This window comes from Bartonella sp. LB28NMGDW (genome assembly GCF_042194435.1).
GTDB classification, from domain to species: domain Bacteria; phylum Pseudomonadota; class Alphaproteobacteria; order Rhizobiales; family Rhizobiaceae; genus Bartonella; species Bartonella grahamii.
In genome coordinates this window covers 76,642-99,798 of sequence record NZ_JBHIMX010000005.1, presented here as the reverse complement: position 1 = coordinate 99,798, position 23,157 = coordinate 76,642, and the positions used below count along the sequence as shown (strand labels likewise).

Genomic DNA, 23,157 nt, shown 5'->3' with positions numbered 1-23,157 from the left:
AAAAAACAAAAAGAGCAGGTTAAATTTGCTCATGCCTCCAAATCTTCTTACCCCTCTTTTTAATTCTATTCGAACTCTTTCTGGTATTACACCTAAAACCTATGGTTTACTGACCAAACTCTTAAATGTTAATCCTACACAACGCGAAGCAACCCTTATTGATCTTCTTCAATTAATGCCCCATTCCGTCATAGACCGCAGAATGCGTCCCAGCATCGCTTGTATAAAAGAAGGAGACACTGTTACGCTCGAAATCATCATCGATCAACATCAACCACCGCCCCGTGGTCATAACAAAATCCCCTATCGTGTTATTGCCCATGATCAAACAGGAAAAATAAATTTAGTCTTTTTTCACGCTCAGCCTCTTTGGCTAAAAAAACAACTCCCTGAAGGAAAAAAAGTTACTGTATCAGGAAAAGTTGAATGGTTTAATGGGCAATTTTCAATGGCGCATCCCGACTATATTGCGCCAAGCGAACAATCAAATCAGATTCCTCTCATCGAACCTGTCTATCCCTCTACTGCAGGACTAACTGCAAAAACACTAAGACGCGCCATACAAAACGCTCTTGATTTTATTCCTCTCCTCCCAGAATGGATAGATGAAAATGTGAAAAAGCAGCAAAATTTTTCTTCTTTTTCTGTTGCTTTACGCCGTATCCATGCGCCCATTAACCCCAACGATCTATCCCTAGAAAGTACAGCACGCAAACGTCTTGCCTATGATGAATTGCTCGCTTGTCAATTGGCGCTAGGACTCGTGCGTTTAAAAACCAAATCTCTTGTAGGCACTTCTCGACCAGCAACAGGAATTTATACTAAAAAATTGCTTAATGTCCTCCCCTTTCAACTCACAACCGAACAAAAAAAAGCAGTAGAAGATATCGCAAATGATCTTGCTTCACCAGAACCGATGCTAAGACTACTCCAAGGTGATGTAGGCGCAGGAAAAACTGTTGTTGCATTGATGGCAATGGCACAAATTGCTGAAAATTCAGGACAATCAGCTTTAATGGCGCCAACCGAAGTACTTGCCAGGCAACATTTTGCCACCATCGCTCCTCTTGCCGAAAAGGTCGGATTACAAACAACTCTTTTAACAGGGCGAGAAAAAGGAAAATTGCGGACAAATATCTTGAATGATATTCTATCAGGTCAAGTTTCTATTATCATCGGAACCCATGCTCTCATACAAAACAGCATTACTTATAACAATCTTGCCTTAACCATTATCGATGAACAACACCGTTTTGGTGTCCATCAACGTATCGCTCTTACAGAAAAAGGCAATAAACCTGATATGCTGGTTATGACCGCCACGCCCATTCCGCGCACACTTGTCTTAACAGCTTTTGGTGATATGGATGTATCTAAAATTACAGAAAAACCAATGGGACGACAACCCATTACAACAGCAATGCTTTCTTTGAAACGTCTTCATGAGCTTATAGAGCGAATCGCAATTGCATTAGAAAAAGGAGAAAAGCTCTATTGGATTTGTCCTTTAGTGGAGGAATCGACAGCTCTTGATCTCACTTCAATTGAAAACCGCTTTGCATTTCTCCATGAACGCTTTGGTGCACACGTTGGTATGATCCACGGAAAAATGTCTACAGCAGAAAAAGAAGCCGCTATGGCATCTTTTAAATGTGGAAATACACGTATTTTAGTTGCAACTACTGTTATTGAAGTGGGAGTAGATATTCCAGATGCTTCGATCATTATCATCGAACACGCCGAACATTTTGGCCTTTCACAACTGCACCAATTGCGTGGACGTGTAGGACGAGGCGATAAAAAATCTTCCTGCATTTTGCTCTATAAAGATCCACTGACTAAAACAGCAGCAACACGCCTTAATATTATACGCAATACAGAAGATGGTTTTGAAATCGCTGAAGAAGATTGGCGTCTGCGAGGCGAAGGAGAGCTTTTAGGTACAAAACAATCCGGAGTCCCTGAATTTCATATAGCAAACCTTGCTGTTCATAGTGATCTTTTGTCAATGGCAAGAAAAGATGCTCGTTTATTTTTACAACGCGATCCTCATCTTTCTTCTCAGCAAGGACAAGCTTTACGGTTGCTGCTTTATCTTTTCGGACACGATGATGCTACACGCCTCTTGCGAGCAGGATAATAAAGACCCTCTAATAAAAATTAAAATACCTCTCTGTTCAAATACGGTTTTCTCTCTTAGAATAACCCATAAACAATCTATGCAATCCCTTACCATCTTTATGCTTCATGAAAGAGTAACAACCCAACAACAGCATCTTTTCTTTCAATCTAAATTATTCTTGCATTAAAACAGTAGAAGAAATATTGCGCATTTTTCTATCATTATATTCACATAGCTGATCTATTTTTTGACAGGTAAGAAAATATTTTTTGTTTTATCGTAAAGAATTTAGAAAGAAAAATCCCGTCTCCGGTATTCTCGTTCAACAGAGAAAAGTGGAAAAAATAAGCTATCATTATCAATCAGTTTCTTACACTTGATTATTCTCCCAAAGATTCAGAAATATACTTTTATTCAACCGTGACTGATTTTGCCAAATTACGGGGTTGATCGACATCTGTTCCTAATAAAACAGCCGTATGATAAGCGATTAACTGAACAGGGAGTGCATAAATAATAGGAGAAATAAATTCTGGAACTTCTGGCAAAGTGATCGTTGATAAAGTCTTAAGACAAGCTACTTCTGCTCCTTTTTTATCGGTTATTAAAATAATACGACCATTACGCGCTACCACTTCTTGCATATTAGAAAAAGTTTTTTCAAACCACCGATCATAAGGTGCAACAACAATAACAGGTATTGTCTCATCCACCAAAGCAATTGGTCCATGCTTCAACTCACCCGCCGCATAACCTTCAGCATGAATATAAGAAAGCTCTTTCAGTTTAAGGGCTCCCTCCAAAGCAATCGGATAAGAAGTCCCACGTCCCAGATAAAGAACACTTTTTGCATTCACTAAATCACGACAAATACATTCAATTTTGCTCTCTAATTTTAAGACCTCATTTAAAATACGTGGAACTTCTGCCAATTGTTGAACCAATTGCTGTTCCATTTGAACAGAGAGATAGCCACGTTGTTTAGCAGCACTAAGTGCTAGTGAAGCAAGCGTTGCCAATTGACAGGTAAAAGCTTTTGTTGACGCAACACCAATTTCCGGTCCGGCAAGTGTTGGAAGAATAAAATCAGCCTCCCTTGCCATTGTTGATTGCTCTACATTCACAATTGTTGCTGTTTTTACACCCCGCTCACGACAATAACGCAAAGAAGCCAATGTGTCAGCTGTCTCACCTGATTGAGAAACAAACAGCGACAACACATCAGATGTTATAGGAGGTTCACGATAACGAAACTCCGAAGCAACATCATTATCAACACTTAAAGCGGCAAATTTCTCAAACCAATAGCGCGCAACTAAGGTTGAATAATAAGCCGTTCCACAACTCGCAAAAAGGAGGCGATGAATATTTTTCCAATCAATCAAATTCTTAAAAGGTCGAACGGCATAATTTCCAAGATCAAGATAATGCGCCAAATTATGAGAAATCACTTCAGGTTGTTCAAACATTTCCTTGTGCATAAAATGGCGATGATTACCCTTAGAAATCAATAAAGCCTCTTCAAGTAATGTTGTCACAGGACGTTTTACCGGTTGATTATATACATCATAAATTGTGACGCCTTCCCGTGTGAGAACAGCCCAATCCCCGTCTTCCATATAGCTAATATAATCAACGAATGGTGCCAAAGCAATCGCATCTGACCCAACAAAAAATTCATCTTTTCCATAACCAATTGCCAGAGGTGGACCAGAACGAGCCGCAATCATAAGGTTATCTTCTCCTTCGAAAATAAGAGCAATAGCAAAAGCCCCCTGCAACCTTTTCCAACTGGTACGCATAGCTTCTTGCGGAGAAAGACCATCTTTTAATGCACGCGTTATTAAATGTGCAATAACTTCCGTATCCGTCTCTGTTTCAAAGATATAACCATCCTCTATGAGTTCCTTTTGCAATTCTACAAAATTTTCAATAATACCATTATGAACAATCGCAAGCTTTTCAGTCACATGGGGATGCGCATTGCGTTCAACAGCAATTCCATGCGTAGCCCAACGGGTATGACCAATCCCTAAACTTCCCTCCAGAGGTGTTTTTTTTAATTTTTCTTCTAAATGAACAAGCTTCCCCTCAGAACGTACACGATAAAGATGCCCATTATGGACCGTTGCCACCCCAGATGAATCATACCCTCTATATTCAAGACGTTTTAACCCCTCAACCAAAGAAGACGTAACACACCTCTTTCCAAGAATTCCAATAATTCCACACATTAAAAAGCTCCAACCCACATCTTTAAGATTTAAATCTTATAAAATAATCCAACAGCCTTTATTTAAAACTATAAATAATAAAATAATTCAAACATGGAGTACGGCAATCTTTAAGAATAAACATCCTATCGATCGTTAGAATAACACGAAACAAAGGAATAAGCTGAAAATAATCATTTTTTCTGTTTGTTTTCTAACAAGCGCTCTCGAAATTTTGTCGCGTAGCCCTCTTTTATAACCTGTCGTGCACGCCCAAAAGCCATACTGTTCATAGGAATATTTTCAGTAATAACACTTCCTGAAGCAACATAAGAGCCATCCCCTATTACCAATGGGGAAACAAGTGCCGTATTAGACCCAACAAAAGCATGATCACCAATCATGGTTTTATATTTGTTAAATCCATCATAATTGCACGTAATCGTACCGGCTCCAATATTGGTATGTGCACCAATTTCAGCATCACCAATATAACTTAAATGATTGATTTTAGAAGATTCTCCTACCTTAGCTTGTTTGACTTCACAAAAATTTCCAATCTTTACGGACTTCGCCAACTCTGTTCCAGGACGCAAACGTGCATAGGGACCAATCTGTGCATCCCTACCAACCACAGCACCTTCGAGATAACTAAATGCATGAATAACAGCACCAGATTGTACTTTCACGCTTAATCCAAAATAAACATTTGGTTCTATCACCACCCCTGGTTCAATTTCTGTATCATAAGAAAAATAGAGTGTTTCTGGTTTTAAAAGCGTAACACCCGATAACATTAAATCGCGCGATTTACGTTTTTGCCATAAAGAATCAGCCTCAGAAAGCTCAAGACCGTTGTTAATTCCTACAATATCTTCAAAAGGAACTTCAACAACACGCACATCTAATCCTTCACGTGTTGCAAGAGAAGCAATATCTGTTAAGTAATACTCTTTTTTCACATTGTTATTATCAACTTTCTCTAAAAGAGAAAGTGCATGTTTTCCGCGCATAGCGAGTATTCCGCCGTTACAAAAAGAAATCTTTTTTTCTTCATCGCTAGCGTCTTTTTCTTCTACAATTGCGATCAATTGACCATTTTTCTCGAGAAGACGCCCATAACCTGTTGGATTTTGGGTATGAAAACCTGCAAAAACAACATCTGCTCCATCAGCAAGCTGTGCACGCATCTGGTGCAATGAATCTTGCTGAATGAGAGGCGTATCCCCAAAAACAATGAGAACATCATCCACTTCCTTTTGCAAAGCTAAACGAGCAGATAAAACAGCATGAGCTGTTCCTAAACGCTCTTTTTGTTCAAAAATCATCGCATCTTTTACAAATGACTGAACAACGTGCGTAACCTCCTTAGCACCAAATCCCACAACGACTGCTAATTGTGAAGAGCCTGCCAATTCTATTTGTTTTAGAACATGGCATATAAGAGGCAATCCAGCAATTTTATGAAGTACCTTAGGCAGAGACGATTTCATGCGCGTCCCCTCACCTGCAGCAAGAACAATAGAAAGACAACTTCTAACCATAAAAACACATAAGACTAACGAGAAAATCCAAAAAAAATCATAATATCGTGCCAACGAATATCTTCAATATAGCTCAACGAAGGATAATGTTCTAAAAGCCAAAATGAAAGATCCTGCATAGAGCCTGTTAAAAACAAAATCCCTGTAAGAATAAGAAAAACACCAATAATTTTTTCAACTTTTCCTAAATGAATACGAAAAGCTCCTAAAAATCGCATAAAACTGCTCGAAAATAAAGCTGCCAACATAAAAGGAATAGCAAGACCTAATGCATAAACCGCTAATAAGATAGCTCCCTCTCCCACAGTTTCTTTTGTTCCAGCAAGCGTTATAATAGGACCTAAAATGGGGCCAATACACGGTGTCCAACCAAAAGCGAAAGCTAACCCAATAATATACGCGCCCAAAGGACCAGAAGGTGTTTTTTTGGTCTGAAAACGCGCTTCACGGAATAAAAAAGCGATCTTGAAAATCCCCAAAAAATTTAAACCAAAAATAATAATGACAATTCCAGCAGCAAGGGCGAACCAATCACGATAATAACCGATGAATTTCCCAATTGTGCTAGCACTGGCACCTAAAGCAACAAAAACAGTCGTAAACCCGAGAACAAAAGCAATAACAGAAGACAATAAAGCCCACCGTATAAAGACTTTCTCATCACGATTTTCTGAGCGAAAATCATCAATACCAACACCTGCCATATAGCACAAATAAGGAGGAACTAATGGCAAAACACAGGGCGACAAAAAAGAGAGTGCCCCAGCAAAAAACACACCAACTGTTGAAATTTCAATCAAAACTCATACCCCGTCTCTCATCATAGTTTACCCCCATGAACAACGATCAATCCACATCTTCATCAATTCGTTGCATATTTTGCTCATTCGCCACCACACTTATATCTTCATCATGACCAGAAACGACTGAAAAAACTTTTTGATAGATTTTATCTTTATTTTTAGCAATTGCAATATACTCTCCCTCCGCTAACACGAGTGAAACATAAGCACCAACTGTTTCATAAACGATATCACCAGAATCATTAGCAAGAGACCAACTGGTATCTGCAAGCGCTTCCCCTCCTTCTTGTCGTACCAGCTTTAAGACAATCTGAGCGGCCTGATGTTCAAGGGTAACTTCTGTCATTTTACCAGCATCCACTTGAATATCCGAACGAGCCGTCGCATTAATAGAACCATAATGGGAAGCAACATGGTAGCGGCCAGCTTTTAAACGCACAACTGATTGGGGTTTAACATTTGATAAAATCACCCCCGTATCATCATTTTCTTTTTCATCCTCATAAATGGTAAAACGTAATTCCTTTTCATTCATTACACCATTGAGCAGTGTTGCATTTAAAATGACACCACCAGCCTCAAGATTAAAGTTTTTTACAAGACTCTGTCCATTTTTTAAACGAATATGGCGCACAGCACTCATATGACCAAATGAGACATGAACAAGATAACTTCCTGGTTCGAGATCAAAACGCGCACTTCCCCCCTTATAGGTTGCCACTAATGGTAATTTATTATCAATCCCTATAATAGGGGCATAAACCCGCCAGACAAGCCCTTTTTCAATATCCGGATAACTATTTGTTAATCGAGCATTCAAAATGAGTTGTGTTTGAGATGCTACATTTTCTTTTTCCTGCTCTTGAGACTTTACAATAAAACTCCTTGATTGTCCCTGCTGCTGATCTTTCCCTTCTCCTTCTTCAGAAAAAGCACAGTGGCTCCAGATCAATAAAGCAAGCACCACGCACAACCATACACATCGGTGCACTATTTTTATAAGAATACCCATTTTCACATTGTTGACCAACATGATATTTTTTTCAAGAAACAATATCACAAAGCCATCATTTTAAATTGAAAAACTTACACCACAACCACATGATGAAACAGCATTGGGATTATGGATTTGAAAAGACTGCCCCATAAGATCATCAACAAAATCAATCTCAGCTCCTTCCATGAAAGGAAGTGATAGTAAATCAATAAACACAACTGCCCCATCTTTTTTGAGAACGAGGTCATCTTTACACATTTCAGAAACCAAGTCATATTTATAAGAAAAACCAGAACACCCACCACCTTCAACAGAAATACGCAATGCTATTTTATCGGGTTCACGCAAAAGTATCTGTGCAATTTTTTTGGCAGCAACATCTGAAATTTTCACATTCATTTTATATATCCTTGCATTAAACCATCAAGAAAGAGTATCCCATATTCAAAGAGAAGTTTATTTGTCATAAACCACTCTCAATTCTAAGATGATAATGGGCAGCTTGCAATGGATATAGGCAATATCAACTTCAATTACCAATCTCGAGCAGTGTACAGTGCTCATCCGCAAACAAGCCGTGGTAGATTATTTCATGAAACGATGAGCGCCACACGCTCACCTTTTCAACGAGATAGAGATCGTATTATCCATTCTAATGCATTTCGACGTCTTAAACATAAAACGCAAGTGTTTATTGCTGATGAAAGCGATCATTATCGTACTCGCCTAACCCATTCCATAGAGGTCTCTCAAATTGCAAGAACATTAGCCCGTGCCCTTTGTCTTGATGAAGACCTTGCCGAAGCCATTGCCCTTGTTCACGACTTTGGACACACGCCCTTTGGCCATGCTGGAGAAGATGCGCTTAATGAAGCCATGATACATTATGGTGGCTTTGATCATAATGCACAAGCATTACGCATTGTCACAAAACTAGAACAGCGCTATGCAAATTTTGATGGACTTAACCTTACATGGGAAACCCTCGAAGGACTTGTAAAGCATAATGGTCCCCTGTTAGGTCCTCACGCGAAGAATAAGGAGGTTCCTATCGATATTTTACAATACAATGCAAAGCAAGACCTTGCACTCGATTGTTTTGCAGGACTAGAAGCGCAATGTGCTGCTATTGCAGATGATATCGCATACAATGCGCATGATATTGATGATGGTCTACGTTCGCAATTTTTAACACTCGATCAATTTGAACATGTTTCACTAACAGCAGCAATATTAAAAGATATAACAGATGAGCACCCCCATCTCGACCAAGCGCGTCGTGGTTACACACTTGTACGAAGACAAATAACAACCATGGTTGAAGATGTTATCAAACAATCACAAGAAAATTTAGCACGCATCAAACCAGCAAGCATAAACGATATTCACCAAGCAAAACAAACTATTGTCACCTTTTCACCAACAATGACTGTTTATGAAAAAGAACTAAAAAACTTTTTATTTAAAAATCTTTACTACCATGAACAAGTTCTTAGTCGTCGCAATGCAGCAAAACGCATTGTACAAAAATTATTCAATTGTTATTATGAAAAACCAAATACAATGCCTGAAAGTTGGCAGAACAAAACAGTGCACTTAAAAAATCAAGAGTTAGCACGTTTGATTGCTGACTTTCTTTCAGGCATGACAGATCACTACGCTCTACGTGAATATCACCGTTTATTTGACCATACAGATAATTTCGTCTAATGGCTTTTGGAATCATCATGGAAGCTAAATATGAATATCTTTAAAAACTTCGAAAAAAAAATTAAGAGATCAATTGAATTATCTGATATAAAAGGGAAAAATGGAGAAGATCTAGATTTATCAAAAATCACTGTTGATCCTCCGCGTGATTCCTCCCATGGTCATTTATCAACCAATGCTGCTATGGTGCTTGCAAAATCTATTGGAATCAATCCACGTGCACTTGCAGATAAAATCATAGAACTTCTTAAAAATGATTCCTCTATCGAAAATATAGATGTTGCCGGTCCTGGTTTTATAAATATAAAGCTTACAAAATTATTTTGGCAAGATGCTATAAAATCCATGCTTGAATCAGGCACTTCTTATGGTCGTATCCCAATGGGACAAGGAAAACGCGTCAATGTTGAATATGTCTCAGCAAATCCGACAGGACCAATGCACGTAGGGCACTGCCGCGGAGCGGTTGTTGGAGATGTTCTCTCCAATTTGCTGCAATTTACGGGCTATAACATTACGAAAGAATATTATATCAATGATGCTGGTCAACAAATCGAAGTCCTCGCCCACTCTGTACTATTGCGCTATCGTGAGGCTCTTGGGCAAGAAATTAATGAAATTCCAGAAGGGCTCTATCCTGGAGAATACTTGATACCATTGGGACAATCGCTTGCTCAAGAGTTTGGTGACCAACTCCTCACGATGGATAAAGATGAAGCCTTATCTCTTGTGAAAGAACGTGCAATTCATGCAATGATGACCATGATTCGCGAAGATTTGGCTGCTCTTAATATTTATCATGATATCTTTTTCTCTGAGCGAATGCTTTATGCAGATAATGCACGCGCCATTCGTAACACCATCAACGACCTCACTTTAAATGGTTATATCTACAAAGGAAAACTCCCCCCTCCCAAGGGAAAAAATACAGAAGATTGGGAACCAAGTGAACAAACTTTGTTCCGTTCAACAAATGTTGGTGATGACCAAGACCGTGTTTTAGTCAAATCTGATGGTTCTTACACTTATTTTGCTGCTGATGTTGCTTATTTTCGGGATAAATTTAATCGTCATTTTGATGAAATGATTTATATTCTAGGCGCAGACCACGCTGGCTATGTAAAGCGGCTAGAGGCAATGGCAAAAGCAATTTCTGGGGATAAAGCTAAATTAAGCGTCTTCTTATGTCAGTTGGTAAAACTTTTTCGCAACGGTCATCCTGTACGCATGTCAAAAAGAGCAGGATCTTTTGTCACTCTACGCGATGTTGTCGAAGAGGTTGGGCGTGATCCTGTGCGTTTTATGATGCTATACCGTAAGTGTGAAGCACCTCTTGATTTTGATTTTACAAAAGTAACAGAACAATCAAAAGATAACCCCATCTTTTACGTACAATATGCAAGTGCACGTTGTCACTCAGTCTTTCGTCAAGCACAGGAAGCGCTTCATATTAAAAGCTTTTCAAATGATACATTAATCGCCCATCTTCATCGATTAACAGATGACCATGAAATATTGTTAATACGCAAACTTTCTGAATATCCACGTATCATTGAACAGGCCGTCGTTCATAAGGAACCGCATCGATTAGCGTTTTATCTTTATGACCTTGCCTCCAGCTTTCACACCCATTGGAATAAAGGGAGTGAAAATCTCAATTTACGCTTTATTCAACCTGATGATAAAGAGTTATCCTTTGCAAGATTGGGGTTGATACAAGCTGTTATCAATATTTTATCATCAGGACTTACCATCATAGGAGTCGAAGCACCAATAGAAATGCATTGAAAAAGTTCTATAAATACATACAATAGGTACTCTATTGATAAACTTTTTCATGTATCCTTGCATGAGAGGGGGAAAATTTATAATTTTAATATAACAAATCAAAATCAACCATTGATTGCACGTAAGTGCAAATCACCATGTGAGAAAAGCTATGAGCGATAACGATCGCAAAAATCTACACGAAACAAAACACGATCATGAACACCATGATCCTTTGGAAAGACTTACGCGCATTTTTAATCCGCACAAACAAAGCGGAAACCAAAATGAGCAATCTTCTTTACAGACAGATCGATCAACATCTCACCCCGAAACATCATCCCATGATGATGATTTTTATTTGTCCTTTCTAGAAGAGGAACTTGAAAATAATTTAGCACATGACTTACCGTTTGATGATCAAAAAAAACAATGGGACTTGCATGCAACCAGCAACGCAACAGCCTCAGATATCGCACAAGCTGCTTCTTTCAACCATTCAAAACAAAATAATTTATCTGAAGAGAAATATTCTTCACCTAGCAGTCATGATGAAGAACAAATTTTAGATGAGCTTTCTCCATTACCAATCCCGAAGAACCAATCCCCTCAAGAGAAAACAACAGCAACCAGTGCTGATTCGTTTCATAAAAAAAGTAATCTTATTTCACAATCAGAATCAGAAAATTTCTTTTTTGATAAATCTGAAAGGCGCGAAAATAAGAAAGAGATTCCAGAATCTGTTGAACAAACCAATCGTTTTTCACAAACAAATTCACAACAGCCTAAAGCTACGAATATACAACAAACTCATGATGATAATCAAAACCTCTATGACACTCCTGTAAACCATCCCTATAAAATTTCAGCTGATCAAGAAAATTGGATCAAAAAAGATTATTCTGATGTCTCCTCTTCTTATCCTGATGTCTCCTCTTCTACAGAGGCAAATGAGTTTTTCTCATCTTCTAACCTTATGTCAGAAAGACAAAACACTGCAAGAAATCAAACAAAAAGTACCTTCTCCTCACCTTTGGATTCTCCACCAGTTGATAGACAATCTTATTTAAAGGGGGCTTCACAAGAAGATCATACAACCAATTATCCCCATTTTTTTGAAGAAAACCCTTCACAAAAAGAAACTTATAGCGAAAAAGTTCCAATATATAATGAGGCTCAAGCCCAATACATCAATAACACCGAAAGTACCTCTAACCCAAATAGAGAAATTTCATATGATGAAAGTAATTCAGATGAGTTTCTTTCCTCATCAGCCTCTTTGAATACAAAACAAACGGATGGCTTTTTTGCCCATAACTATACGCACAGAGATACTCCCCCTCCCAATGTTGATACTTATAAATTTTCAGAGGAAATCGTAGAAAAAACTGGCCCTATTATGGTTCCAGAAGTCCCGTATGAAGCGCCAGAATATGATGTGCCAACTAGTGGTGGTTTAGAGGAAGAATTTGCTGATGTACTTAATGTAGGAAATGTCCCAACGGATAATTTTTCTCAAAAACAACAGAAAAATGAGGTTTTTAGTGAAGTTTTTCATCAGTCTATGCAAAATTCAAAAGAAGGTGTTTATATAAACTCTAAAGAACAAAATTCCGACTATTTTTCTTCTGCCAATATGGAATATAATTTTCCCCCTTTTAGCGAGAATTCATCATACACAGGCTCAGATGAAGTTCCCACGCATCCACCAGCTCCTCCTCCCTTAAAAAGTTTTATTTTTGGTAAAACTTTCATTAAAGGTATTTTTATACTTATTTTAATAGGAATTGGATTTGCTGGTTATTCGCACTTTTTTATGTCATCACAAAAAAATGAAGAAACGATCATTATCCACGCTGATAATGCGCCTTTTAAATTCAAACCAGAAACAACTGAACCGAAAAATGATGTTGCACATAATTTAGATATCTATAAGCAAACAACTGAACAAAATGAAAAACAAGAAAACACACAACAATTTCTTATTGATAACTCTGAACAACCTGAAAATTTAAAAGAATTAAATCCTGAAGAATCTTCAAACGCTTCATCTTCTTCTTTAAATGAATCTGATGTTGAAGATGCAGTCACAGAAGCCATAAACCATACTATTCCCACGCAAGAAGTACAAACTGTTATTGTAAATCAAGATGGTACAGTTACACTAGCTCCCGTACATCAAACAAAGAGCAAAACTGCTGCTCAGTCTGAAGAAAACATTGATCAAACTCCTAATGAACTTCAAGATTCCTCCCTTGTTTCGTCGCATGATTCTGATATAAACAATCAAGAAATAGATCTTGATCTCAAAAATAATATTGATAAAATAATCGCAGAAAGTACTTCTAACTCAAATATTGAAGAAAAATTTATCCCTATTCCTTCTCATGCAGAAAGAAATACACAAGTTGAAACACCCGCCGCGTCTCGCCCCACATCATCAAACAAAGTCGCAGCACAAAATTCAGAAAGTTATTACGTACAACTTGCATCTCAACCAACGCATGAGCTAGCTAGAAATTCTTTAAAAAATATGAAATCTAAGTTTGGATTCCTTATCGGTGCCCGTTCTTTAAATATTCAATCCGCTTTTATACCAGGAAAAGGTACTTATTACCGTGTTCGGATTCAAGCGCAAGACCGTAATGAAGCCATAATCCTTTGTGAATCCATTAAAAGTTCTGGTGGAAGCTGCTTCATCACACGCTAAACCAATCATGCAACGGTTTTAACAACCGTTGCATGATTTATTTCCATACCATTTAATTACTTATCAAAAACTTCAGAAATTAAAATCGTCCAATCTTTTTTATGTCTTTGTGCTGACTTTATTCCTTAATCTACGTCGATTTTCGCCCTATCTAAAAGATTATATTTATGAAAAAGTCATTCCGTACCCTTATAAGTATAAGGTACAGGAGGGAGCGAATTTAAATCTTTTTTGGGCGTTGTTACGCTTTGACTTGTTTCTGGAGTATTATAACGCGAACTATGTTCAGGAGATTTTGCAAAAAAAGATCCTAAAAAACCAAAAACAAACCAGATAATAACGATCGCAAGAAGAATAGCAAAAATACCCTTAGCGATTGAAACACGTTGTTCACTATCTCTTCTTTCTGCTGCCATACGTTCTTCATATGTGTGATAATTTTTATCAATCATAGTAGATTCCTTTTCTCAATTCCCTTACCTTTTAATTTCTAGACAATATGCATATATGAAATTATTCAGATACTTATTTTGAGAAAACGATAATTATAGAAAAAAGTTCCAGCTTACTTCATAAAGTTGAGAAAAAGAGGCGAAAGTAGAATTAAAATATCTATCATAGCCTTTGAATTCTATAATAAACCTCTTTGTGTTCTATAATAAAACATTGACACAAAGGTTTTGTTAATAATAGAGTTGTGATCAAAATATCTCATTATTTTTATTAATAAAAATGAAACATACTCAAAAGGTTTTTTTATGAAATCTCCTATATCGTCGCTTCCCTTTAAAATAGAAAAACACCCATCTCCTCTGTCAGAAGAAAAGTGTGAAGAAATTTTAAAAAGTCCCGGTTTTGGTCAATTTTTTACAGACCACATGTGTACTATTCAATGGACTGAAGACAAAGGCTGGCATAATGCCATCATTTCTCAATACAAAGCTTTAGAAATTAACCCTGCAAGTACCGTTTTACATTACGGACAGGAAATTTTTGAGGGTTTAAAAGCATATCGAGCAAAAGATGGGCGCATCTTGCTCTTCCGTCCTGATGCCAATGCACAACGCTTTATAGAATCAGCGAGGCGTTTAGCTATGCCAGAATTGCCAAAAGATATTTTTCTGGATGCCGTTCATCAATTAGTAAAAATTGATCAAAAATGGGTTTCTGATCATCCCAACGCTAGCCTCTATATCCGTCCATTTATGTTTGGCAATGAAAACTTTTTGGGAGTCCGCCCTTCTCAAGAATATCTTTTTTGTATCATAGCCTCTCCAGTTGAATCCTATTTCAAAGGAGAAGAAAAATCTGTTAGTGTATGGATTGAAACAGATTATAGCCGCGCTGGTCCAGGGGGCACAGGCGCTGCCAAATGTGGTGGAAACTATGCAGCAAGCTTACTTGCACAAAAAACTGCAACTGAAAACAATTGTAGCCAAGTACTCTTCCTTGATATGATTGAACATAAATGGATTGAAGAACTTGGTGGTATGAATGTCTGCTTTATTATGGACAATAATACACTTGTAACCCCCACACTTAATGGAACTATCCTTCCAGGGATAACTCGTGATTCAATCTTAAGATTAGCTCAACAAATGGGTTTAAAAATAGAAGAGCGTCCTTATTCTTTTGCAGCGCTTCAAGAAGATGCAAAGAGTGGACACCTTAAAGAAGTCTTTGCTTGTGGTACAGCTGCCGTTGTCACATCAATTGGTCGTTTTAAATATAAAGGGGGAGAATTTATTATTGGAAATGAAACAGTTGGAGAAGTTACAAAGCAGCTTCGTACACAATTGGTTGGCCTTCAAAAAGGGAACATAGAAGATAAAAATGGCTGGGTTCATTCTGTCCAGCTCTCATAATAATAAGATATTCTCATATCTATAAACGCTTCCATGAAAGCAGATTCATGGAAGCGTATTTCCTAAAAAACTCCCTCTATTTTTAATGACGAAAAAAGAAAACATTAATCAAATTTTGAATGATCTCTATGCTGCGCTTTAATATTACGGACTGTACCCGTATGGGAGCGCATTACGAGAGTTTCCGTTTGAATGTAACGAGATGTAAATTTAACACCAGAAAGCATATTGCCATCTGTCACCCCTGTTGCTGCAAACAAAACATCACCCTTTGCCATTTCTTCCATTGTATAAGCTTTATTGGGATCACTAATCCCCATTTTAGCTGCACGAGCAATTTTCTCTTCTGTATCTAGCAGCAAACGACCTTGCATCTGTCCTCCAATACAGCGCAAAGCAGCAGAAGCTAAAACACCTTCAGGTGCTCCCCCAATCCCCATATAGATATCAATACCTGTTTCTTCTGGATCAGTTGTATCAATAACAGCAGCAACATCTCCATCCCCAATCAAGCGAATCGATGCCCCTGTCGCTCGTACTTCATTAATTAACTTTTCATGACGAGGCCTATCCATAATACAAACAACAATCTGATTAACAGCCACTCCTTTAGCCTTCGCAAGAGCATAGATATTATCGGTAGGACAAGCATCTATGTCTACTACTCCCTTTGGATAACCAGGACCAATAGCAATTTTTTTCATATAAACATCAGGAGCATAAAGGAGATTACCTTTTTCAGCAATTGCAACTACTGCCAAAGAATTGGCAATATTTTTAGCACAAAGTGTTGTTCCCTCTAGTGGATCAAGTGCAATATCGATCGCCAATCCACTTTGAAGACCTACTTTTTCTCCAATATAAAGCATAGGCGCTTCATCCCGCTCACCTTCACCAATCACCACTGTACCATCAATAGGCAATCGATTAAGTTCCTGCCGCATTGCATCTACAGCAGCCTGATCCGCAGCTTTTTCATCGCCACGCCCGCGCCAGCGTGCAGCAGCAACAGCAGCACGTTCAGTAACACGTACCAATTCAAGCGTCAAAATACGATCAAGTCCATTTAAAATCTTCTGAGTTGTGGGCATATGAAAAAATCCTACCGAATGAATACCAGAAAAAATATGAGTCCTTATTAAATACTAAGAATAAAGTTTTTGGCAAAGATGAAAATTTTCCACAAGAGACAAAAGGACTCAAGCTTGCCTTTTTGTCATTATCAAGAAAGTTATCAATTCTCTGCCATAGGCTCAATACGAATAAATTGAGATTTTGCAACAAGATGTCCATCTTTTTCAATTTCTGCAAGTGCCTGTCGTACATTCACCTCTGTTGTTTCATGCGTAATTAAAATAATTGTTTTTTCAATTTGATCTTCTACAAAAGATCTTTGAACAATCGACTCCAATGAGATGTGATTATCAGCCATATGCCTTGCGACCGCAGCAAAAACACCAGTACGATCATGAACATTTAAACGAATAAAATACCCCCCTGCATGATGCGAAATACGTGCTTTTTTATGAGGAGCAAGTTCTAATGCTGGACGTCTTAAAACAGGTGCATACTGAAAACCAGAACGCGCTTTTGCTATATCAGCCAAATCACCAATAACGGCTGATGCTGTTGCCATTCCTCCGGCGCCAGGACCAGAAAACAGTAATTCACCTAATAAATCACTTTGAATAGAAAGAGCATTGGTTACGCCATTTATCTGTGCAATCATTGAAGATGTTGGTACCATTGTTGGATGAACGCGTTGCTCTATTCCAGAATCCGTTTTTAATGCAACCCCTAAAAGCTTAATCCGATACCCTAATTCATCAGCTGCCCGAATATCAATTTGCGAAATATTATGAATTCCTTCAACATAAACATCATCTAACGAAACAGCCGTTCCAAATGCCAAGCTTGTCAACAAAGCTAATTTATGAGCAGTATCATTTCCCTCAATATCAAAACTTGGATCTGCTTCAGCATACCCAAGTCTCTGTGCATCTGCTAAACAATCTTTAAATGAAAGGCCTTCCGTAAACATGCGTGTTAATATATAATTACAGGTTCCATTGAGAATACCATAAATTCGGGATATGTGATTACTGACAAGTGATTCTCTCATCGCTTTGATGACAGGAATTCCACCTGCAACAGCTGCTTCAAAATGAAGAAAAACACCTTTTTTTTCTGCAATTATAGCCAGCTCTACTCCATGTCGAGCAAGAAGAGCTTTATTGGCTGTTACAACATGATGTCCTGCCTCAAGCGCTCTCTTAACAGCGGTGTACACCACATCTAATTCACCACCAATTAACTCTACAAAAACATCAATCTCATCAGAAGCAGCCAACTCCACAGGTGAATCAAACCATTTTATATCACTGAGATCAATTCCACGATTACGGCTTTTATCGCGCGCACTAACAGCAACGACTTTGATGAATCGCCCACATTGACAAGCTAAACTATTCGCTTTTTCACATAGAGCTCGAACAACTGAAGTACCAACCGTACCAAGTCCCGCAACACCAACTTTTAAAGCTTCTGCCATTATTAACCACTGATCCCTATCTTCACTGAAAAATCGTTTAAATGATGTGCCAATCAACACAAAGAGTACTTACATCCATAAGAACAAAAGAAATACCCCGCTCTATTCACTCCATGTTCTCCAATAGAATTATCCCCGCTTGTTCAATCAACATTCCTAAAAATATAATATTTATTGTCTTCAAAGATTTCAGAATCTTTATAAAATATCTAATTCAGAATGAAAATCTGTAAAACTAATAAATGCAAGTTGCCATAAAGAAAAGTTCTAAAAAATAATCAATAACAAATTAAAGAATATTGAATACTTGGTAAGAAAGAATAAAAACATCTCTTCTAAATCAACAAGTACTGGACAAAAAACATTCTTTCATATGATAAATTAAGAGAATGGATAAAACAAAGTAGAGCAGTAGATAATAACACATTCCTTCCTACCATTCCATAGCTTGAACTATAAATCTTTAATGCACCCATATATCAAAATAGAACCTTACATTAAAGTAAAAAACAAAACTTAATATGTGCACACCATAATTCTGCAATATTATAAATATGGAGAATAAATTTGCAAAACTCGAATATTTTACCTAAACTTATCGCCACCCCTTTGAAAAACTAGCGAATTGAAATGACAAAAACCTCAATCTGCCCTTCACCCAAGCTAATTCATTTTCAAATAAATAACCTTCCAAATATGTGAGGGAACAAATGAAGGGGTTTTAATTTTAAATTTCTCACAAACATGTAAAAGTAAAGATAAGAAAAATATTTTTAATATATTCTGTAAAATTGATTTAATATTCTCATTTTCATCATACATAATATATTTATATTTTTAAAATAAAAGTAATATATAGCTTAATCCTCAAAAAACTTTTGTATGATTATTATTATTTGTTAATTTGGTAATAAATATTTGCTTTATACTTCATAAATTTATACAGTTTTTTGCTTTATGATAAGCTCAAATAAGAAAGCTTCTGTATAAAGGCTCTTTCAAGCAAGTTAAATAATATTCTCATGTGCAAGAAAAGATAACAAACGATAAAATATGCAAAAAATAAACACATTTAAAATAATGTTTTGATCATTTTTGCCTACTACTCAAACTGAAAAGAAACAATCCAAACAGGAATTGCTCAAAAATTATTCAATAAAACACACTTTTTTCAAAAAAAATGACACAGAGGGCTTGCGAAGTAAAAAGATCCTCTCTATAAGCCTCATCAATGGTTTGCGCCCATCGTCTAGCGGTTAGGACATCGCCCTTTCACGGCGGAAACAGGGGTTCGATTCCCCTTGGGCGTACCATAATCCTTTTTTCTATGTTTAATACATTCATTTTATTTGTATTTTTAAAAACGAGGAATGTATAAATAAAAACGAGGAATAAGATTTTTAAAGGGATCTCTTCGTAAAAAAGATACGAGAATCATTAGATGATTAATTTCTTTGTTGCATTTCGATAGTAGTGCTTTACTGCGCACAGTTGATAACAATAAAAATCGATAAAATATAAAAACTAGAGGGTTCTAGCTCATGATACGGTAAGTTTATAAACCATATTCTTGCGTATGCCGTTAATTTTTAAATTAAAACCAGCCACATCATTTATACGTTTCTTCCAACCTTCAAAACTGAAATTTACCCCAAAATGCATTTTGTATGAAGCATTTCTAATTACAGTGCCTTTGTATCACATTAAATTTTTCTATAAACAAACAGACCGTAATCTTAGAATTGAAATACGATATAAAAATAGATTCTTATTCACCTAACACAACAAATCAAGAAACTATAATTTAGAATACGATCAACTTATTAAATAGAATCTCTGATAAATAAAAATGCATAATCCCTCTTCCCCAGTGATCTAACTACCTTATCTAGTAAACAGATTCTTCATCGATCATAGAATAATTATAGATTTGTAAACACATCACTTCTTTTCAAAAATTAAACCCTCCAAAAAAACTTTACACTCTATTGATAATATATTCTAAAAGCTCATATTTGAATGCTTTTTTCCCTTGTTTTTACTTTTCATTATAAACTTGAAAGTGCTATAAAGTAGTATCGCTTAAAAAAAAGGACTTCTAATGGTAAAGATCAAAGTAGAAAACCCCGTTGTTGAACTTGATGGGGATGAGATGACCCGTATCATCTGGAAATATATCAAAGATAAATTAATCCATCCCTATCTCGACATTGATCTCAAATATTATGATCTTTCCGTCGAAAATCGTGATGCAACCAATGATCAGGTAACAATCGATTCTGCCAATGCTATCAAAAAATATGGGGTTGGTATAAAATGTGCAACCATCACACCTGATGAGGCACGCGTTAAAGAATTTAACCTAAAAAAAATGTGGAAATCACCTAATGGCACAATCCGCAATATTTTAGGAGGAGTCATTTTTCGCGAACCCATTATCTGTAAAAACGTCCCTCGCATTGTTCCTAACTGGACAAAGCCAATTATCATCGGACGTCACGCTTTTGCTGATCAATACAAGGCAACAGATTTTAAATTTCCAGGAAAAGGGAAATTAAGTATTAAATTTGTAGGTGATGACAATCAAGTTATTGAACATGATGTTTTTGATGCCCCAAGCGCAGGGGTTGCTATGGCTATGTATAACCTTGATGAGTCAATTCGTGATTTTGCCCGCGCATCCTTTAATTATGGACTACAAAGGAATGTTCCAGTTTATCTTTCAACAAAAAATACCATTCTAAAAACTTACGATGGTCGTTTTAAAGATATCTTTCAAGAAATATTTGATACGGAATTTAAAACTGAATTTGAAAACCGTAAATTATATTACGAACACCGTCTTATTGATGATATGGTTGCTTCTGCATTAAAGTGGTCAGGGGGCTATGTATGGGCATGTAAAAACTATGATGGTGATGTTCAATCTGATATTGTTGCCCAAGGCTTTGGTTCTCTTGGTCTCATGACTTCTGTTCTTATGACACCAGATGGTAAAATTGTTGAAGCAGAGGCAGCACACGGCACCGTAACACGCCATTACCGTCAGCATCAAAGAGGTGAAGAAACATCAACAAATTCTATTGCATCTATTTTCGCATGGACGCGTGGGCTGGCACACCGTGCTAAACTAGATAACAATGAGAAATTAAAAAACTTTTCCACGACATTGGAAGAAGTTTGTATTAAAACCGTCGAAGAGGGTTTTATGACTAAAGATCTCGCACTTTTGATTGGTCCTAAACAAAAATGGCTTTCTACGACAGGTTTCCTCGAGAAAATTGATGAGAATCTCAAAAAAGCAATGGGCAATTAAGTTATTACTTAAATTAAAATTCAAAGCTCTAAACAGAGCTTTGAATTTCTCTTGGCAAATTCAAAGAAGTACCTTATAAGTAAAAAGAGGATAAACTTTTATTAAATAGCAAAAAAACAGTGAAAAAACAAAGTTGGTCTGCGCTTTTATTAGGTAAAAACGGTCTTTGCTTTTTAACGTTTACAGGTGGTGTTGTATTACACGCAACCAACGTTTATATTGTTATTACTATTTTACCCTCCCTTATGAATCATATTGGCAATGAGATATATTATTCTTGGGTGGCAACTGTCTTTATTACAGCTTCACTCCTTGGTACTTCACTTGCAACAAAAATATTAGGAAAATTAGGTCCTCGCAACGCTTATGTTATCTCTGGACTTATATTTACCTTAGGCACTTTCCTGTGCAGCATTTCTTCATCTATGTCATTATTTTTAATAGGACGCTTTATTCAAGGATTGGGAAGTGGTTCTTTGTTATCTCTATCCTATTCCATGGTACGTATTATTTTCAGCCCCTCTTTATGGTCACATGCATTAAGTGTTATCTCTGGAATGTGGGGAATATCAACCTTATTAGGTCCAGCGATAGGAGGAATTTCTGTATATTATGGCCTATGGAGAGCATCCTTTTGGATCATTGGCGCATTAGCTATATTCTTCTTACTCATAGCCTGTAAAATTTTACCTAAAAAGAATGAAAACTATGTTCCAACATCCCCCCTCCCTCTTCTTCAGCTTTTCATACTCACCTTATTGATTTTTATCATTTCTGTTGGAGGAGCTATGGACACAACAATGGCAAAAATTTGCGGATTAGTTATCGGACTTAGTCTTCTCTTTGTTCTAGCAAAAATCGAATCATATAGCTTTCATCCTATGTTGCCGCGCAAATCCTTTTCTTTCTCTTCTGAAATTTTTCCCGTTTACGCATTAATACTCGTGATGACAACAGTCGTGTACAGTATAGAACTTTATTTACCACTTTTTCTTCAAGAACTTCATGGACAAGCTCCCCTTATAGCCGGTTATATAGCAGCACTTATGAGCCTAGGGTGGACGTGTGGAGCCCTCTCAAGTGCTGCTGTCTCCACAAAAAAAATTCGCAACATCATTATATACTCGCCCCTATTTAAACTGTTAGGTATAGCGATTCTTTTATGGCTCATCCCAACAGAAGTTTCCACACTTGAATATATTTTTACTATTTGCTTAGCACTATTTTCTATTGGAATCAGTGCGGGCATAGCATGGCCACATTTGCTCACACGGATCTTACAATGTACAAATGATGAAGATGCTCTACGTGCCAGTGAATCCCTTACCTCCGTACAACTATTTTCAGCTGCATTGAGTGCAACTCTAGCCGGAGTTATCACCAATCTTTCCGGTCTCTTTAATCCTGGAGGAACAATAGGAATGATCTTAGCAGCAAAAACTCTTCTTATAGTGCTCATTGGTTTTTTATTTTGTTTTGCTATTCCATTAGCGCTGCGCATTTCTTACTGCATATTAAAAAGTCCAACAGGACATTCCAATAATTAAATAAACATAAAA

Annotated in this window: 15 protein-coding genes and 1 tRNA gene; 8 read left to right on the top strand and 8 right to left on the bottom strand. The window is 37.1% G+C overall.

All coding sequences use genetic code 11. From position 1 onward, the window contains the following. Positions 1 to 31: 31 nt before the first annotated feature. The gene (gene recG, locus ACFIKG_RS04675; RefSeq protein ID WP_375651839.1) at positions 32 to 2,140 is read left to right on the top strand and encodes an ATP-dependent DNA helicase RecG; all 2,109 of its coding nucleotides are present in this window, start codon (positions 32 to 34) and stop codon (positions 2,138 to 2,140) included. A 392-nt stretch (positions 2,141 to 2,532) separates the two neighbouring features. Here recG and glmS read toward each other — a convergent pair whose 3' ends face one another. The 5 genes from glmS to ACFIKG_RS04650 form a co-directional block, all read right to left on the bottom strand. Then, entirely contained in the window at positions 2,533 to 4,356 is a 1,824-nt protein-coding gene (glmS, locus tag ACFIKG_RS04670) for a glutamine--fructose-6-phosphate transaminase (isomerizing) (protein WP_375626921.1), read from the bottom strand. A gap of 173 nt (positions 4,357 to 4,529) precedes the next feature. Further along, positions 4,530 to 5,879: a bifunctional UDP-N-acetylglucosamine diphosphorylase/glucosamine-1-phosphate N-acetyltransferase GlmU gene (glmU, locus tag ACFIKG_RS04665; RefSeq protein WP_375651838.1), complete on the bottom strand. Its 1,350-nt coding sequence runs from the start codon at positions 5,877 to 5,879 to the stop codon at positions 4,530 to 4,532. Between the two features lie 14 nt (positions 5,880 to 5,893). Next, on the bottom strand, positions 5,894 to 6,679 hold the full coding sequence (locus tag ACFIKG_RS04660) for a cytochrome c biogenesis CcdA family protein (protein WP_375625969.1): 786 nt from the start codon (positions 6,677 to 6,679) through the stop codon (positions 5,894 to 5,896). A gap of 46 nt (positions 6,680 to 6,725) precedes the next feature. Further along, entirely contained in the window at positions 6,726 to 7,715 is a 990-nt protein-coding gene (locus ACFIKG_RS04655) for a carboxypeptidase regulatory-like domain-containing protein (RefSeq protein WP_375626070.1), read from the bottom strand. A 39-nt stretch (positions 7,716 to 7,754) separates the two neighbouring features. Beyond that, positions 7,755 to 8,078: an iron-sulfur cluster assembly accessory protein gene (locus ACFIKG_RS04650; RefSeq protein ID WP_015856510.1), complete on the bottom strand. Its 324-nt coding sequence runs from the start codon at positions 8,076 to 8,078 to the stop codon at positions 7,755 to 7,757. Between the two features lie 108 nt (positions 8,079 to 8,186). Between ACFIKG_RS04650 and ACFIKG_RS04645 the strand changes: the two genes are divergently transcribed. The 3 genes from ACFIKG_RS04645 (at position 8,187) to ACFIKG_RS04635 (ending at position 13,866) form a co-directional block, all read left to right on the top strand. After that, on the top strand, positions 8,187 to 9,389 hold the full coding sequence (locus tag ACFIKG_RS04645; protein WP_375625971.1) for a deoxyguanosinetriphosphate triphosphohydrolase: 1,203 nt from the start codon (positions 8,187 to 8,189) through the stop codon (positions 9,387 to 9,389). Between the two features lie 30 nt (positions 9,390 to 9,419). Beyond that, entirely contained in the window at positions 9,420 to 11,177 is a 1,758-nt protein-coding gene (gene argS, locus ACFIKG_RS04640) for an arginine--tRNA ligase (protein ID WP_375648138.1), read from the top strand. 151 nt (positions 11,178 to 11,328) lie between these two features. Further along, positions 11,329 to 13,866, top strand: coding sequence for an SPOR domain-containing protein (locus ACFIKG_RS04635; RefSeq protein ID WP_375648139.1), 2,538 nt, complete (start codon positions 11,329 to 11,331; stop codon positions 13,864 to 13,866). Between the two features lie 176 nt (positions 13,867 to 14,042). Here ACFIKG_RS04635 and ACFIKG_RS04630 read toward each other — a convergent pair whose 3' ends face one another. Beyond that, entirely contained in the window at positions 14,043 to 14,318 is a 276-nt protein-coding gene (locus ACFIKG_RS04630) for a hypothetical protein (protein ID WP_375625976.1), read from the bottom strand. A gap of 306 nt (positions 14,319 to 14,624) precedes the next feature. Between ACFIKG_RS04630 and ACFIKG_RS04625 the strand changes: the two genes are divergently transcribed. Continuing rightward, positions 14,625 to 15,731, top strand: a complete 1,107-nt coding sequence (locus ACFIKG_RS04625; protein ID WP_375625977.1) for a branched-chain amino acid aminotransferase — start codon at positions 14,625 to 14,627, stop codon at positions 15,729 to 15,731. Positions 15,732 to 15,835: 104 nt separating this feature from the next. Here ACFIKG_RS04625 and glpX read toward each other — a convergent pair whose 3' ends face one another. Both glpX and ACFIKG_RS04615 read right to left on the bottom strand, forming a co-directional pair. Continuing rightward, positions 15,836 to 16,822, bottom strand: coding sequence for a class II fructose-bisphosphatase (gene glpX, locus ACFIKG_RS04620; RefSeq protein WP_375625978.1), 987 nt, complete (start codon positions 16,820 to 16,822; stop codon positions 15,836 to 15,838). 143 nt (positions 16,823 to 16,965) lie between these two features. Continuing rightward, positions 16,966 to 18,282, bottom strand: a complete 1,317-nt coding sequence (locus ACFIKG_RS04615; protein ID WP_375625979.1) for a homoserine dehydrogenase — start codon at positions 18,280 to 18,282, stop codon at positions 16,966 to 16,968. Positions 18,283 to 19,520: 1,238 nt separating this feature from the next. Here ACFIKG_RS04615 and ACFIKG_RS04610 point away from each other — a divergent pair. The 3 genes from ACFIKG_RS04610 (at position 19,521) to ACFIKG_RS04600 (ending at position 23,145) form a co-directional block, all read left to right on the top strand. Next, a tRNA-Glu gene (locus tag ACFIKG_RS04610) sits at positions 19,521 to 19,595 on the top strand. Between the two features lie 788 nt (positions 19,596 to 20,383). Continuing rightward, positions 20,384 to 21,598 (top strand): NADP-dependent isocitrate dehydrogenase, encoded by a 1,215-nt coding sequence (locus tag ACFIKG_RS04605; protein ID WP_375626936.1) that lies wholly within the window; start codon positions 20,384 to 20,386, stop codon positions 21,596 to 21,598. Positions 21,599 to 21,717: 119 nt separating this feature from the next. Beyond that, a complete protein-coding gene (locus ACFIKG_RS04600) occupies positions 21,718 to 23,145 on the top strand; it encodes an MFS transporter (protein ID WP_375626938.1) in 1,428 nt (475 codons plus the stop codon). The last annotated feature ends 12 nt before the right edge of the window (positions 23,146 to 23,157 follow it).